The organism is Actinoplanes cyaneus, from assembly GCF_016862095.1.
Lineage (GTDB): Bacteria > Actinomycetota > Actinomycetes > Mycobacteriales > Micromonosporaceae > Actinoplanes > Actinoplanes cyaneus.
The window spans coordinates 79,644-94,056 of the sequence record NZ_BOMH01000071.1 but is presented as its reverse complement, the minus strand read 5'-3'; the positions used below and the strand labels follow the sequence as shown (position 1 = coordinate 94,056).

General features: G+C 71.9%; 12 protein-coding genes. 6 read left to right on the top strand and 6 right to left on the bottom strand.

Annotated features, from left to right (window positions below; translation table 11 throughout):
* Positions 1-5: 5 nt before the first annotated feature.
* Positions 6-3,473 carry a LamG-like jellyroll fold domain-containing protein gene (locus Acy02nite_RS39735; RefSeq protein ID WP_203753514.1) on the bottom strand — a complete coding sequence of 1,156 codons (3,468 nt, stop codon included), beginning with the start codon at positions 3,471-3,473 and terminating at the stop codon, positions 6-8.
* Positions 3,474-3,822: 349 nt separating this feature from the next.
* On the opposite strand from Acy02nite_RS39735, the gene Acy02nite_RS39730 reads away from it, so the two are divergent.
* Complete coding sequence (locus tag Acy02nite_RS39730; protein ID WP_239175654.1) at positions 3,823-5,169, top strand: peptide MFS transporter; 1,347 nt, start codon at positions 3,823-3,825, stop codon at positions 5,167-5,169.
* Positions 5,170-5,189: 20 nt separating this feature from the next.
* The gene (locus Acy02nite_RS39725) at positions 5,190-5,651 is read left to right on the top strand and encodes a phosphatase domain-containing protein (protein WP_239175652.1); all 462 of its coding nucleotides are present in this window, start codon (positions 5,190-5,192) and stop codon (positions 5,649-5,651) included.
* A 51-nt stretch (positions 5,652-5,702) separates the two neighbouring features.
* On the opposite strand, the gene Acy02nite_RS39720 is transcribed toward Acy02nite_RS39725, so the two are convergent.
* Positions 5,703-7,280, bottom strand: coding sequence for an MFS transporter (locus tag Acy02nite_RS39720; protein ID WP_203753511.1), 1,578 nt, complete (start codon positions 7,278-7,280; stop codon positions 5,703-5,705).
* 91 nt (positions 7,281-7,371) lie between these two features.
* Between Acy02nite_RS39720 and Acy02nite_RS39715 the strand changes: the two genes are divergently transcribed.
* Positions 7,372-7,941 carry a GIY-YIG nuclease family protein gene (locus Acy02nite_RS39715; protein WP_239175650.1) on the top strand — a complete coding sequence of 190 codons (570 nt, stop codon included), beginning with the start codon at positions 7,372-7,374 and terminating at the stop codon, positions 7,939-7,941.
* A gap of 37 nt (positions 7,942-7,978) precedes the next feature.
* On the opposite strand, the gene Acy02nite_RS39710 is transcribed toward Acy02nite_RS39715, so the two are convergent.
* Both Acy02nite_RS39710 and Acy02nite_RS39705 read right to left on the bottom strand, forming a co-directional pair.
* Positions 7,979-8,506 (bottom strand): hypothetical protein, encoded by a 528-nt coding sequence (locus tag Acy02nite_RS39710; protein WP_203753506.1) that lies wholly within the window; start codon positions 8,504-8,506, stop codon positions 7,979-7,981.
* The gene (locus Acy02nite_RS39705; RefSeq protein ID WP_203753503.1) at positions 8,506-9,015 is read right to left on the bottom strand and encodes a SigE family RNA polymerase sigma factor; all 510 of its coding nucleotides are present in this window, start codon (positions 9,013-9,015) and stop codon (positions 8,506-8,508) included. The genes Acy02nite_RS39710 and Acy02nite_RS39705 overlap by 1 nt, the downstream gene beginning before the upstream one ends.
* 203 nt (positions 9,016-9,218) lie before the next feature.
* On the opposite strand from Acy02nite_RS39705, the gene Acy02nite_RS39700 reads away from it, so the two are divergent.
* Entirely contained in the window at positions 9,219-9,914 is a 696-nt protein-coding gene (locus Acy02nite_RS39700; RefSeq protein ID WP_203753500.1) for a DUF6348 family protein, read from the top strand.
* 99 nt (positions 9,915-10,013) lie between these two features.
* Here Acy02nite_RS39700 and Acy02nite_RS39695 read toward each other — a convergent pair whose 3' ends face one another.
* Entirely contained in the window at positions 10,014-11,837 is a 1,824-nt protein-coding gene (locus Acy02nite_RS39695; RefSeq protein ID WP_203753497.1) for a substrate-binding and GGDEF domain-containing protein, read from the bottom strand.
* Between the two features lie 149 nt (positions 11,838-11,986).
* Here Acy02nite_RS39695 and Acy02nite_RS39690 point away from each other — a divergent pair, with 149 nt between their 5' ends.
* Positions 11,987-12,988 (top strand): methyltransferase, encoded by a 1,002-nt coding sequence (locus Acy02nite_RS39690; RefSeq protein WP_203753495.1) that lies wholly within the window; start codon positions 11,987-11,989, stop codon positions 12,986-12,988.
* Between the two features lie 41 nt (positions 12,989-13,029).
* Here Acy02nite_RS39690 and Acy02nite_RS39685 read toward each other — a convergent pair whose 3' ends face one another.
* Complete coding sequence (locus Acy02nite_RS39685; RefSeq protein WP_203753492.1) at positions 13,030-13,680, bottom strand: TetR/AcrR family transcriptional regulator; 651 nt, start codon at positions 13,678-13,680, stop codon at positions 13,030-13,032.
* Between the two features lie 145 nt (positions 13,681-13,825).
* Between Acy02nite_RS39685 and Acy02nite_RS39680 the strand changes: the two genes are divergently transcribed.
* The gene (locus Acy02nite_RS39680) at positions 13,826-14,284 is read left to right on the top strand and encodes a YybH family protein (protein ID WP_203753489.1); all 459 of its coding nucleotides are present in this window, start codon (positions 13,826-13,828) and stop codon (positions 14,282-14,284) included.
* The last annotated feature ends 129 nt before the right edge of the window (positions 14,285-14,413 follow it).

Below are 14,413 nucleotides of genomic sequence, written 5' to 3'. Positions count from 1 at the left end.
TCGTCTCACTGGTTGGCCAGGACGTAGTAGGGGTCGTTGAACCGGTAGAGGTTGCTGATCTCGGTGGCGCTCAGGACCCCGTTGAACAGGCCCACGTTGTCGATGCCGCCGTTCCACAGATAGGCGTTGGCGTTCTGCCAGCGCCCGCTGCCGACCGCCACGGACCCGCTGGTGTACCAGGGGGTCGCGGTGAACGTCGCCGTGCCGGCCACCGTGCCGTCGACGTAGAGCGTCAGCACCTTGGTGGTGGCGTCGAAGACGCCGATCAGGTGGACCCAGGTCCCGGCCGTGGCGGTCGCCGCCGACTGGGCGACAGTGGCCGTCGGGCTGGTCACGTCGGAGCCGTGCATCCAGAAGTCGTAGTGGTTGGTGCTGCTCAGCCCCAGGCCGAAGTTGGCCGTCACGGCGCCGTTCTGCGAGACCGCGTTGGTGTAGGTGCTGTTCGGCGCGGCCGGGTCGACCCAGGCGGACACGGTGAACGAGCCGTCGGTGCGCACCGAGGGCCGCGCCGAGAGCCCGTAGTCCGGGTGGGTGGGGGTGAGAATCGCCGCCGGGGTGCCGCCGGTGCCCGGCGGGTTCATGTCGTCGATCCCGACCTGCGGGCTGCCGGTCCAGGTCAGCGGGTTCGCGACCGGGTCCTTGGCGTTCTGCGCGGGGTCGAGGCCGAGCGGGTACTGGTCGGCCCAGCTCGAGGCGCTCAGCGAGGCGATGTCGGCCTGGTAGGCGACCCGGTCCCAGACGCGCACGGCGGAGATGTCACCGGCCCACCAGCCGGTGGAGGTGTCGGCGTAACGCTCCCGGCCGATGACGAACGGGCCGGTCGCGTCCCAGAGCGGGCCGGTCAGCGCGGCGCTCTGCTGCAGCACACCGTTGACGTAGAGCCGGATCTGGTTCGCCGACAGGTCGTAGACGCCGAGCAGGCTGCTCCACGATCCGATCGGTGCGGTCGCGGCCGACACCGTCCGGGTGGTCACCACCGAGCTGGAGTCCGACGCGATCACGTCGAAGGTGAACTTGCCCTGGTAACAGCCGAGGTAGAAGCCGCTGGTGTGTACGCCGTCCTGGCCGACCGCGTTGGTCGTGCAGGAGGTGCCGGAGGGGCGGACCCAGGCGGCCACCGAGAAGGACGTGTCGGTGTGGATCGGGGCGGTCGCGGTCAGCTCGGAGCCGGTGCCGCCGAAGTGCCCGACGCTGCGCCCGATCTGCCGGCCGTCGGCGGTCCAGGTCACGTTCGCGGCGGTCGCGGCGTGGGCGCCGGTGCCGGTGTCGGCCCCGCTGCCGTTCAGGGCCCAGTCACCGGCAGGCGCGGCGGACGTGCCGGCCAGGAACTCCGCGCTGCCCATCGCGGACATGACGCCGGTGCTGGTCCAGGCGTACGCCTGAAGGGTGGTGTCGCCCGCGGTCGCCGGGGTGAAGGAGACCGTCACCGGGGCGCCGGCCGTCGTGGTCACGGTCTGCAGCGCACCCCCGGACGGTCCCCAGGTGTACTTGACCACGGACGCCCTGGTGGCCGCGGGCGCCGCGATGGTGAACGCCCCGGGCTTGCCCACGCCGCCGTGGACCTGGTCGTCGTCGGGATACCGGCCGTCGGCGGAGGTGATCGACGGCGGCTCGGGAACGGTGTTGTCGATCGTGAACCAGCAGGTCGCGGACGACGTGTCGGTGCCGTCGCCGACCGACACGCTCCACGAGTAGGTGCCGCCGCCCGGGATGGCCGCGGCCGGGATCCCGCCGGCCAGTTTCTGGCTGGCGCCGCTGGTCACGTTCGCGTACGACGTCGTGGCCGTTCCGCCGCCGGCCGCCGGGTAGGTGAACGTGACCGTCGACGCGTCAGCCTCGGCGTCGGTGACCGTCACGACCGGGACCGGGTTGTGCGCCGGGCTGCCGAGCGTGGCCAGCGCCGGAGCGCCCGCCGCGGAGGTCGCGCAGGTCGCCGCGTCGGTGTGACCGTTGCTGATCACCGGCGCGGTGTTGTAGGTGACCGACAGGTGCGCGCCGGTCGCGGTGGCGGTCTCGTCGAACTTCTTCCAGCCGTTCGACCCGTTCGTGGAGACCGTCTCGCTGGCCGCGCGCAGCCCGAGCGTGATGGTCGCGTTGCCGTTCGCCGCGGCGACCTCGCTGGTGAGAGCGGTCGTGCTCCACTCGGTCCGTACGCCGGTCTTGTCGGTGCAGTTCTGGTTGGAGGCGGTCGCCAGCGACGAGCTCCACGCGGCGTTGTTCGACGTCCACGTGGTCGTCGAGCTGAGTGCCTGGGTGACGTGATGCAGCTGGGTCACGGTGTTGCTGCAGCTCCAGGAGTGCAGCAGGTTGTCGGAGAAGGTCACCGCCGTGACGTGCTTGCCCTGCCACGTCGCGGTGGAGAACTGGAACAGCGACCGGTACATGTCGGTGCCGTCACCGGCGTTGCCGACCTTCGCGTGGTCGGAGCGGTCGTAACTCCAGTACTGCTGGCTCGGGTGACCCTTGTTGATCATCGCCCAGTAGCTGCGGGCCGGCGACGACGACTTCGGGTCGATGAAGACCGGGAACGTCGTCGCGGGGTCGGTCAGCAGGCTCCGCACCGGGGTCATCACCAGCGTCGTGCCGGACATCCGGGCCGGCATCGTCGCGGTCCGCGCGCCGGCGCCGGGCCCGTCGAAGGTGGACACCAGCTCGGACCGCACGTCCTGCGCCGGCATCGAGGCCGGCGGCTTCGTGGCCGGCAGCGTCGAGTCCCACATGGCCGCGGGCCCGATGTCGAAGGCGTCGCTGACCGCCGCGGCCGGCGTCCTCGCCCGGCCGGCGGCCCCGGCCGCGGTCAGTCCGGTGCCGGAGAGCGCGAACCGCAGTGCCGCCAGCGCCGGGTTCCGGGCCGCCGCCGCGGTCTTCACGACCAGCACCTCGGCGAAGCCCCACTCGTCGACGTGCAACGTCAGATCAACACCGGGAAGGACTTCGGCGTACGTCGCCACGGGGCCTGCCGTCACCGGCTTCGGCAGGGCCACGCCCGTCCACGTCCAGACGAGCTCCCGGCCCTGGCTCGCCACCCGCGCCAGCGGGCCGGTGCCCCCGCCGGAGAGCACCACCGCGGTCGGCGAGGCGATCGGCGAGAGGGTGCCGTCACCGTTCGCGTGCAGCGTCGTGTCCACCTGCGCCCAGGTGCCGTCGGCGCGCCGGACACGTTCCGGGACGGCCGACTCGGTCGCGGTGAACGAACCGTTCGCGTTCGCCACCAGCGTCGACGTGGCCGTGGTCGCGCCGTCGACCTCGACGGTCCGCCGGCAGGACTGCGCCAGTCTCGACGCCGAGGCCGGGTCCGGGCGCCCCCGGGTGGCACAGGCCGCGTCGGCGGCGCTGCTGGTGGTCGGGGGTCCGCCGGCGGCCACCAGGACCGCGGCGAGGGTGAGACCGGTGAGGGCCGCCCATCGCGCGATCGCCGGTCGTCCCCGTGAACCGTCTCGTGATGGAGCCAGGTCGTCATTCGCCGCTGTCACTCGATCATGATCAGTAGCGGTTCGATCACGCCGGCATGACATTTGCCTGTGTTGATCCGTGACGAATGTCAGGCCACAGAGGACTTCGACGTGCGTTAATGCTGCCGATCGGCGAGGCGTCCGGACAGCGTACGGCTAAATCCGCTTTTCCCGGCCTTGGCGAGGATATCGGAGATCGCGCCGGCGGCGCGACGGCCGCCGGGCGATTGTCCGGTGGCGTGGCCGGGTATCCGATGCCATGGCCAGTGCTGAACCCCTCGCGCGATCCGACAAGACGTTCTTCGGCCAGCCGCGACCGCTGGCCAACCTGTTCGGCGTGGAGCTGTGGGAACGATTCTAGTTCTACGGCATGCAGGGCATCCTGCTGATCTACCTGTACTACTCGGCCACCGACGACGGGCTCGGCATCGACCAGGCCACGGCCACCAGCATCGTCGGCGCGTACGGCGGCGCCGTCTACCTGTCCACAGTGCTCGGCGCGTGGGTCGCCGACCGGCTGCTCGGCTCGGAACGGGTGCTGTTCCTGAGCGCGGTCGTGGTCATGCTGGGGCACATCGCGCTCGCCACCCTGCCCGGCCTGCTCGGCGTCGGCGTCGGCCTGGTGCTGATCGCGGTCGGCAGCGGCGGCGTGAAGGCGAACGCCACGTCGCTGGTCGGCACCCTCTACGGCGAGCACGACGAACGCCGCGACGCCGGGTTCTCCCTGTTCTACCTCGGCATCAACCTCGGCGCGCTGGCCGGCCCGCTGCTCACCGGGCTGTTGCAGGACAACGCCGGCTTCCACTACGGCTTCGGCCTGGCCGCAGCCGGCATGGCGGTCGGCCTCGTCCAGTACACACTGGGCCGGCGCAACCTTCCGGCGGCCGGCCGCGAGATCCCGAACCCGCTGCCGGCGAGCCGCTGGCCGGTGGTCCTGACCGTGGCCGCCGCCGGGGTCGTCGCCGTGGTGGTCTCCGCGCTGACGTGGCTGACCGCGGACCGGCTCTCCACGGTGGTCGTCGTGCTCAGCGTGCTGGCCGCCGTCGCGTACTTCATCGTGATCCTTTCCAGTCACCGGATCACCGGCGAGGAACGGCGGCGGGTGTTCGCGTTCATCCCGATGTTCCTGGCCAGCGCCGCGTTCTGGTCGCTCTACCAGCAGCAGTTCACGGTTGTCACGATCTACTCGGACGAGCGCCTGGACCGCGCCCTCGGCGGCTGGGAGATGCCGGTCTCCTGGGTGCAGTCGATCAACCCGGTCTTCATCATCATCCTGTCGGGCGTGTTCGCCGCCCTGTGGACCAGGCTCGGCGATCGCCAGCCGAGCTCACCGATCAAGTTCGCCGCCGGTACGGTCGTGATGGGCCTGGCGTTCCTGCTGTTCCTGCCGTTCGCCGGCGGTGGGCCGAACAGCACGCCGCTGCTCGCGCTCGCCGGGATCCTGCTGGTGTTCACCATCGCCGAGCTGCTGCTCTCGCCGGTCGGGCTGTCGCTGACCACGAAACTGGCGCCGCACGTGTTCCGGACCCAGATGGTCGCGCTGTTCTTCCTCTCGATCGCGCTGGGCACCGCCGCGTCGGGCACGCTCGCCGGGTACTACAGCGCCGATCACGAGACGGCGTACTTCGGTATCCTCGGCGGCGTGGCGATCATTCTCGGACTCGCGCTGGCAGCGGGCAGCCGTCCCATCTCGCGGCTGATGGGTGGTGTGCGCTGACCCCGCCGCTGCCGATCGCGGTGTTCGACGTCGACGGCGTCGTCGCCGACGTCCGTCACCGGCTGCGCCACCTCGAGAAACGCCCGAAGGACTGGACCGCGTTCTTCGCCGCCGCGCACCGTGATCCGGCGCTGCGCCCCGGCGTCGACCTCGTCCACGAGTACACCACCGGCCACGAGCTCGTCTGGCTCACCGGCCGGCCGGAGCGCCTGCGCACAGTCACCGAACGCTGGTTCTCCGAGCACGGCCTGCCGGTCGGGCGGCTGCTCATGCGCCCCGACCACGACCGCCGTCCGGCGAAGGACTACAAGGCTCATCGCGTACGCCGGCTGGCCGCCGACGCCACGATCGCCGTGATCGTCGACGACGACCCCGAGGTGGTGCGACGCCTGCAGCGCGACGGCTTCCCGGTGCGGCTCGCCGACTGGGTCCCGCACCGCAAGTCCCTGGCGCGCGCCCAGGAGCGTGACGGGCGCACATGACACGCCCGCGGTAAGCGGCGGCGTGCCCCGCCTGGACGGCACGTCCCGCCGTCACTCGCGGGACAGCAGGTGGCTCACCTCCGGCGGCCCGTCGGCGAACGCCCGCGCCCGCTCCTCCACCGCCTGATCGGTTCCGGTCAGGCGGCCGGTGTGCTGACGCAGGTGCTCGTCCCAGCTCGGCACCAGGTACACCTCGACGAACCGGCCCGGCTTCTCGCCGTCACGGAACAACCCCCAGCGCACCGCGCCGGTCCGCAGCCGGCTGCGCCGCACGTCGCGCATCGCCGTCACGAACGCCTCCTCCCGCTCCGGGCTGACCGGGTAGCTCGCCGTCACCAGCACCGGGGCGTCGTGCTCCCCCGGCTCGATCTCCAGGTGCGGCTCGGGCCAGAAGACTGCCGGCTCCCGGTTCAGCCCACTGGTGTCGCGCATCGGCCACCAGCGCAGCGTGGCGGCGCCCGCCAGCATCAGAACGGTCGCCGCGACCAGGGCGATCATCAGCCCCGACACGTCCGAGACGGCGCCCCAGATCAGCGACCCGGCGGCCTGCGCGCCCGCGAAGACCATCTGGTAGACGGCGAGCCCGCGGGCCCGGACCCAGTTCGGCAGGAACAGCTGCATCGCCGCGTTCACGCTGGACAGCACCATCACCCACGCGACGCCGGCCGGGATCAGCGCGACCACCACCGCCGCCTCCGAGCGGACCAGCCCCAGGACGGCGAGAACCACCGCGAACACCACACTCGCGATCAGCAGCAGCCGATTGATCGACCAGCGCGCCCGCATCCACGGCAGCAGCAGCGCACCCACGACCGCGCCGGCGCCGACCGCGGCGAGCAGCACCCCGTAGCCTCCGGAGCCCAGACCCAGACGGCGGCTCGCGACCAGTGGCAGCAGCGCCCACAACGCGCTGCCCGGCACCAGGAACAGCGCCGCCCGCAGCAGGATCCGCCGCACCACCGGGGCGTGCCGGACATATCTGCTGCCGGCCCGTACCGCAGCGGTGAACGGCTCCGGAATCCCGGCCGCGTCGTCGGCCGCGCGCCGCCACCGCCACAGCACCACCGCGAAGATCGCGAACGTCACCGTGTTGAGCCCGAACACCAGCCCGGTGCCGGCCCGCGCGATCAGCACCCCGGCCACCGCCGGCCCGACCGCACGGGCCAGGTTCATGCTGATCGCCCCGAGCGCCGACGCCGACGCGAGCTGCGGGCGCGGCACCAGCTCGGGAATGACCGCCTGCCACGCCGGCGCGGTCAGCGCCTGCCCCGCGCCCAGCACGAACGTCAGCGTGAGCAGCAGCGTCGGGGGCATGTGCCCGGTCACGGTCAGCACCGTGAGCAGCACGCCCACGCCGGTCAGGAACACCTGCACGGCGATCAGCAGCCGCCGCTTGTCGAACGTGTCCGCCAGCGCCCCGGACGGCAACGCCAGCAACACGATCGGCAGCGTGCTCGCCGTCTGCACCACCGCCACCAGGGTGTCCGTCCCGGAGTTCTCGACCAGTAGCCACTGCGCGCCGACGGTCTGCATCCAGGTCCCGATGTTGCTCGCCAGCAGCGCCAGCCACAGGCTCCGGAAGGCCGCCACTCGCAGCGGCGCCCACGCCGACGGTGCCTCTACGCTCACGGCCTGAAACTACCCGCGGATCAGGCGACTGATGCCGCCGGTGATCCACGGCGTGCGGACCGGCCGGTGAGGTCGCCGTAGCATGAGCGCGATGACTACTCCGGAAGTACGCCCCGCTGACGGTCCCGCCGCCCGGCGAGCCGAGGAAGCCCTGCGACTGCTGTCCGGTGTGCCCGTCACCCTCGACGTCGCCGTCAAGAGGGTCAGCCGGGGCGGCGGCGTCTACGCGTGGTGGGCCGCCCCGTCGATCTTCCCCGGCCTGCCCGGGCCGCCGAACGAGCAGGTCCCGTCGCTGCGGATGCTGTACCTGGGCCGGGCGTCCAGCCTGCGCGGCCGGATCCTGCGCAACCACCTGCGGCGCTCGGGCAGCTCCACCCTGCGCCGCACCCTGGCCGGTCTCCTGGTGTCCGAGAACTATCGGACCACCTGGACCGATCGGGTCGTCCTGATCCCCGAGGACGAGACCCGGCTGACCGCCTGGATGCACGCGAACCTGCGGCTGACCTGGGCGCAGGACGTGGAGCCGGCCTCGGTCGAGGCCACCCTCGTCCAGCGCCTGCACCCACCGCTGAACGTCAGCGGCGTCGACCCGGAACACGTCCAGGCCGCCGTGGTCGCCGCCAAGAACGCCTACAACGCGTCCGCTCATCCCGGCTCGTGACCGGTGCGTCGCCCCGGGCCGCTCGGATGGAAGCCGCTCAGTCGCAGGGCTCGATCCTGCCGACCGGCCGGAACGTCGCGGTCACGTCCCCGGTGTCACTCCGGAATCGGGCCTCGTCGGTGCTGACAAGCGTCATGGTGCCCCGCAGCGTGTAGACACGCCCGACGTCGTACGAGGCATACCGCTCGGTGTCCTCCGGGGCGGCACGCCAGGGGCGGCCGCCGAAGGTCGTGTACCGGATCCCGCAATGAACGTACAGGTCGAAGTGGTACTGCTGGCCGACGACGACCGGACCCGACCCCCGCGGCATCGGCGCGACACTCGCCACGGCGGACGGGACCGGCGGCGGTGTCAGCGGTCGTTGCGCACCCCTGTCCCGGGTCAGCATGCCGGGCAGGACCAGCGACCCGGCCACCAGCACGGCCACCACGCCCAGCCCGGCCCGGTCGCGCCGGCGCCGCGCCCGGGCCGCCTCGATCACTCCGGTCATCGGCGGACCCGGCGGGGGTTCCGTGACCATTGCCCGCAGGCCCCGGCGCAGTTCCCGCTCGTCCCGATCCTTCATCACCGTTCTCCCGCCATGTCGTCCAGCAGCTCAGGGCTTCGCCGCAGCCGGATCAGCGCCCGATGGGTCAGGCTCGTCACCGTGCCCGGCGGACAGCCCAGGATCGCCGCGACCTGCTCGACCGGCAGGTCGTCGTAGTACCGCAGGACCACCGCCGCCCGCTGACGCCGGGGCAACCCGGCGAGCGCGCGGGCCAGCACATCGGTGGTCACCACGCTCTCTGCCGCATCGCCTGCGTCCGCGTTGTCGGGAAGGCGCTCGCTCGGCACCTCGTGCCGCCATCGCCGCCGATACCAGGTGCAGTACGTGTTGACCATGACAGTCCGCGCGTAGGTCACCGGCGAGTCCCACCGATCCGCCCGCCCCCAGCGCAGGTAGACCTTCATCATCGTCACCTGCAGCAGGTCCTGGCCGAGATGCCAGTCGCCGGTGAGCAGGCGCGCGGTCCTGACCAGAGGCAGCCGCGCCGCCTCGGCGAACTCCAAGAACTCGGCATCGGATGATGTCACGCGACCCCCTCGACAACTGCCCTCACCCAGCCGGACAACCTGGCACCCCGCCGGCATTGCACCTGCCACCGACGAATTCGGCTGGTGGACGATCGCACGGACTGCGACCCCGAGCCGGGCCGGCCGAAGAAGCGGGGGCACCTCCGCCGAGCCGCGTCGAGGGCAAGTCTGACCCGCCTTCCGTACCGATAGGGTGGCTCACCATGGTCGTTCCGCAGGAGACACCGCAAGCTCTTCCGGCCGAGCGGGTGCTGGAGATCGCTGCGCCGATGCTCGATGCGGTGGGCGGAAGCTGGCGGCTGGTCGACGGGCCGATGCTGAGGTCGGGGTCGCTGGGCATCCGGGTCCTTCCGTCGGACAGCGATGACTACCGGCACCTCGATCTGGAGGTCCTGCTGAACGCGGACCGCCCGGACGTGCCGACGATCGTCGACTGCTCGACGGGCCTGGCTGCGGATCCGGTCGAGGCCGCCCGGCAGGCGATCCAGGCGTGGATCGAAACCTGCCTGGTCACTGTGCTGGAAATGGTGGAACAGCAAGGACGGTTGGCAAACCACTTCAGGTCCGGCGACGAGGGCGGCTTCCGTGGCTGGCACGCGATCATCGGCAGTGCGACCGGGTGGTCGGTCGACGGGTCGCACGAGAAGCAGCAGTGGTTCGCGGAGAGGATGCCGTGGTCGGCCTTGGCGGATGTCATCACGCCCGGCCTCGACCGGCCGCATCTCAACGGCATCCGCCTGCTCGTCGGTCAGGGCGGCGACTTCACCGAGTGCGAGGTCCGGATCAACGGCCGGAGGCACGAGCCGTCCGCCACCGCGCTCGCGGCGCTGGACTGGCCACGCTCCGAGAGATTCGGGTTGGCACGGACCTTCGTCCTGCTGGTGGGGCCCGACGCCTGACCGGGCGGCGATCAGCATGACGGCAGGGCACGCGAGAGCAACCACGGACATCACCCGGCGAACGGCCGTACCGTGGCAATCGCCTTGGTCAGGAGTGGGTCAGCGGGCGCGGCCGGCGGACTTGGCGCGGTACATCGCGGCGTCGGCCTCGCGCAGCAGGTGATCGGAATCGGCCGGGCCGTCGCCGGAGACGGCGACGCCGATGCTCACGCCGACCGACACCGTACGGCCGTCGATAGCGATCGGCTCGGCGACCGTCTGCTGGATGGCGTCGCACACCCGCTGGTACGCGTCCGGCGCCGCCAGGCCGTCGATGAGCACCACGAACTCGTCGCCGCCGAGCCGGGCCACCGTGTCGGTGCGGCGCAGCAGGGTGGTGAGGCGGCGGGCGACCTCGACCAGCAGCACGTCGCCGGCCGCGTGGCCGAGGGAGTCGTTGACCGCCTTGAAGCCGTCGAGGTCGAGCAGGAGCACCGCGAACCGGTAGCCGGGCTCGCGTGCGGCCCGCGCTTCGGCGTGCGCGAGGCGATCCTCGAGCAGCACCCGGTTCGGCAGGCCGGTCAGGTGGTCGCGCAGCGCCGCGGTGCGCAGGCGTTCCTCCTGTTCGCGCAGGGCGGCCATCATCACCTGGTAGTCGAGGGCGGAGGTGAGCAGCGCACCGGACTGGTTCATCGTCTCGCGGCCGGGCGGGGTGGCCGACTGGATGCGGCTCACGGCGGCGAGCATCCCCCAGTCGCGCGTGTGGGAGCGGATCGGGACCGTGAACACGATGTCGCCGGCGGCGCCGTCGGCCCGCGCGAACAGCTCGGCCGGCGGGAACAGGGTCACCGGCGTCTCGGCGCCGGGCGCGCCGACCTCGATCCGGAACTCCCCGACGATCCGCAGATGGTCCTTCTCCAGGTCGTCGTCCCACAGGCCGAGGCAGCCGGCTGACGCCGGCGTCAATCCGAGCCAGGCGAGCGTACGGGCGTCGACCTGCTGCGTGCCGAGCAGCGCGATGCCCAGCTCGTACTGGATGTTGAGGGTGCTCTGCAGGTATTGCACCTGCGCGAACAGGTCGCGGGTGTGCGGCTCGGAGACGGGCAGCCCGGCGTCCGGGCAGCCGCAGGAGTGCCGCGGCTGGAAGATCGTCGGCACCTGCGCGAGCGTGGCCGTGCCACCGTTCAGCAGTTCGTAGACGGCTGCGCCGACCCGGTCGAGCGGCTGCCGCACGCTGGAGAGCGCCGGCTCGAGGTAGGCCGCGTCGGCGATGTCGTCGAACCCGACGACCGCGAGCTCACCGGGCACGTCGTGGCCGGCGGCGATCATGCGGCTGATGAGCCCCATCGCGTTGCGGTCGGTCCCGAGGACGATCGCGGTGGCCGGCATCCCCGCCGCGATCAGCGCGTCCGCGACCGCTGCTCCGCCGCTCTCGTGGTTGTCGCCGGTGTCGAACAGCAGGGCGGGGTCGGGCGTGATGCCGTGCGCGAGCAGCCCTTCGCGGTATCCCTCGTGCCGTTCGCGCAGGTCGAAGTGGGCCAGGTAGCCGGCGAACGCGATCCGCTCGTGACCGTGTTCGATCAGGTGGGCGACCGCTTCCCGGACGCCGCTGCGGTTGTCGGCGAGGACGACCGCCGCGCCGGTGCCGCCCGCGTCCTGCGCGACCATGACCACCGGCAGGCCGGCTCGGCGGGCCGCCGACGCGTACTCCGCGCCGACCGCGCCGGGCAGCACCACGAGCCCGGACAGGTGGCCCCAGGCGAGCGGGCGCCCGAAGTCGGGCAGGCCACTGCGGTCGGCGCTGTGCGCGCCGGGGTCGAGGGTCTGCATCGCCATGACGCGGTCGCCACCCGCGACCGCGGCGGTGTTGATGCCCTCGACGATCGCCCCGTAGTAGTCACCACCGACGAAAGGCGACAAAATCCCGAAGGTACGGCCACTCACCGCTCCATGATCCCCCGCCGCGCGGACCGTACGACACCGAAGTCCCCGATTCTCGCCCGGCCGGCACCGCCGCGGACCATGACCGGGTCGTGTTTCGCACTGTCTGACGGCGGGCAGACGCGGGTTGCCGGTGGCACTAGGTTCCGGGCATGACCGAGAGTCCATATGAGACCGTCATGGGGTTCATCATCGGGCCGTGGCTGGCCCAGTCCGTACGCGCCGCTGTCGATCTGAATCTGGCCGAGCACCTGGCGGAGGGGCCACGCACGGCTGCCGAGATCGCCGAGGCGGAGGGTTCCGACCCGGGCGCGACCGCGCGTTTCCTGCGGGCCTGCGCGTCGCTGGGGCTCGTCGCGACCACCGGGAAGGGCTTCGCCGGCACCGAGACACTGGCGGTGCTGCACCGCGACGCGCCGATGTCGCTGCGAGACCTGGCCGCGTCGCAGTCCACCGCTGTCACGTGGCTGACCTGGGCACGGATTCCGGAAGCGATCCGCAGCGGCGAGGCGCAGACCGACAAGGCGCTCGGCATGTCGTTCTTCGACTACCTGGCCGCCCACCCGGACCAGGGCGCGCTGTTCGGGGCGGCGATGGCCAGCATGTCGGCGCCGGTCATCCGGGAGGCGGTCGAGGTGATCGACGTGTCCGGGGCGACCACGGTGGTCGACGTGGGCGGCGCTCACGGGACGTTCGCCCTGGCCATGCTCGCCAAGCATCCCGGCCTCGACGCGATCGTGCTCGACCTGCCGCACGCGGTGCCGGGCGCTCGGGCCGCGGCCGCCGAGCGCGGCCTGCAGGACCGGCTCACCGCGGTGGCCGGCGACTTCTTCGAGGCGGTCCCGGAAGGGGACGTCCTGCTGCTGAAGTTCATCCTGCACGACTGGGCCGACGACGACGCCGTGCGCATCCTGGTGAACTGCCGCGACGCGGTACGCCCGGGCGGCCGCATCGTGATCACCGAGATCCTCATCGACGATCAGGCGACCGGCATGGCGCCGCTGATGGACATCGCGATGCTGGCCACCGCCGGCAGCCGGGAGCGGACGCTCGCCGAGTTCGACGACCTGCTGACCCGGGCCGGCCTGCGCCGGGCAGCGGTGACGGCGGTGCAGCCGCCGTACTTCGTGATCGAGGCAGTGGTGGCGGCGTAGGAACGGCCGGGCCGGCTCGGAAGGGGCCGGTGGCCGCCGGGTCAGTGGGTGGCCTGCAACCCGGCCGCGGTGGCGGCGATCATGCGTTGCAGCGTCGGCCGCAGCGGCGGGAACACCCGGGCGATCTCCGGCTCCTGCTCGTAGAGCTGGCGCAGCGCCTCCGGGGGGCGGGTCAGCGGGAACAGCTTGGCGACGAACGCGCTGGCCGCCATGACCAGGGAGGCGCCGTCGGTGTCGGTCAGCTGCGGGCAGGCGGTGGTGATCTGCCGGCCGACGGTGAAGTAGGTGTCGATGGCCCACAGCTTGTAGACGCGCAGCGCCGCGACGGAGACGTTGTGTTCCAGCATCGTCTCGGCGTGGGTGGTCAGATCGCAGTACAGCGGGCGGTCGGCGTAGGCGTCGGCGAGCGCGGCCGCCGTCGCTGAGAAGCCGCTCGCCCCGCGCAGCGCGGCGAGCGCGGCGGCCGCCCACTCGTTGCCCTCACGCATCGCCAGCTGCAGGTAGATCTCCTCGCGCGTCCCGAAATACCGCAGGACGTTGGACTTGGCCAGCCCGACCGCCGCGGCGATGTCACCCAGGCTGACCCGGGCCACGCCCGACTCCAGCGCCAGCCGGCCGGCGGCGGCGAGGATGTCCTCGCGCCGCTGGTCCTTCTGCTCCGGGCGCCTGGCCCGCTGGAACGACGCTTCCATGACAGCCAACACCATAGCCCGGCGCCGAGCGCGTCGACGCCATGCCGTGGCTCTCTAAAAGAACGGTGTTCCCTTGTTAAAGGAACACCGTTCTTATAGTGTCGGTGCCGATCGCCCGGCTCGCCTCTCCCCCAGGAGCAAGCTCATGAACACCAGTGACCTCGGCCTCGGCCAGACCATCGACGCGTTCGTGTCCGCCTTCAACGACCCGGAGCCCGACCTCGACCGGGTCATGTCGTTCTTCGCCGAGGACGCCCGGTACCTTCCCGGCCACGGCCCCGAGCTGCGCGGCCTCGCGGCCATCCGCGCGGAGTTCGCCCCACAGTTCGCCGGCCGCTACGGCGCGATGACCTTCGACGTCTACGACCGGGTGATCGACCCGGACCGGCGCCGCGCGACGATCCGGTGGGCATGCCGGCTGGACTTCACCGGCACGCACGGCAGGCGCGCCTTCGCACCGGTGCGGTGGTTCGCCCGGCTCCGGTACAACGGCCGGATGCAGTGGCACGGCCTGGACGTCTTCCACTTCGACGCCGCCGGGCAGATCACCGGCAAGTTCACCTACGCGACCTTCCGCCTGCCGCTCTGGGAACAGGCGCGCTGACACCGCTGGTGCGGACATGCCGCCGGTCCGGAGGTGACCGCGCCGGTCACCTGATCGCCGCGACGCCGCGCCAGGAGCGGGCCGGGGCAGGCATCGCGAACCGGCCTTGCCACCCCGGCGCCTTCCGGC

Coding starts and splice junctions, on each gene's coding strand:
- Acy02nite_RS39730 (WP_239175654.1), top strand. CDS start 3,823: ATGCAGGGCATCCTGCTGATCTACCTGTACTACTCGGCCACCGACGAC.
- Acy02nite_RS39715 (WP_239175650.1), top strand. CDS start 7,372: ATGACTACTCCGGAAGTACGCCCCGCTGACGGTCCCGCCGCCCGGCGA.
- Acy02nite_RS39710 (WP_203753506.1), bottom strand. CDS start 8,506: ATGAAGGATCGGGACGAGCGGGAACTGCGCCGGGGCCTGCGGGCAATG.
- Acy02nite_RS39700 (WP_203753500.1), top strand. CDS start 9,219: ATGGTCGTTCCGCAGGAGACACCGCAAGCTCTTCCGGCCGAGCGGGTG.
- Acy02nite_RS39690 (WP_203753495.1), top strand. CDS start 11,987: ATGACCGAGAGTCCATATGAGACCGTCATGGGGTTCATCATCGGGCCG.
- Acy02nite_RS39685 (WP_203753492.1), bottom strand. CDS start 13,680: ATGGAAGCGTCGTTCCAGCGGGCCAGGCGCCCGGAGCAGAAGGACCAG.
- Acy02nite_RS39680 (WP_203753489.1), top strand. CDS start 13,826: ATGAACACCAGTGACCTCGGCCTCGGCCAGACCATCGACGCGTTCGTG.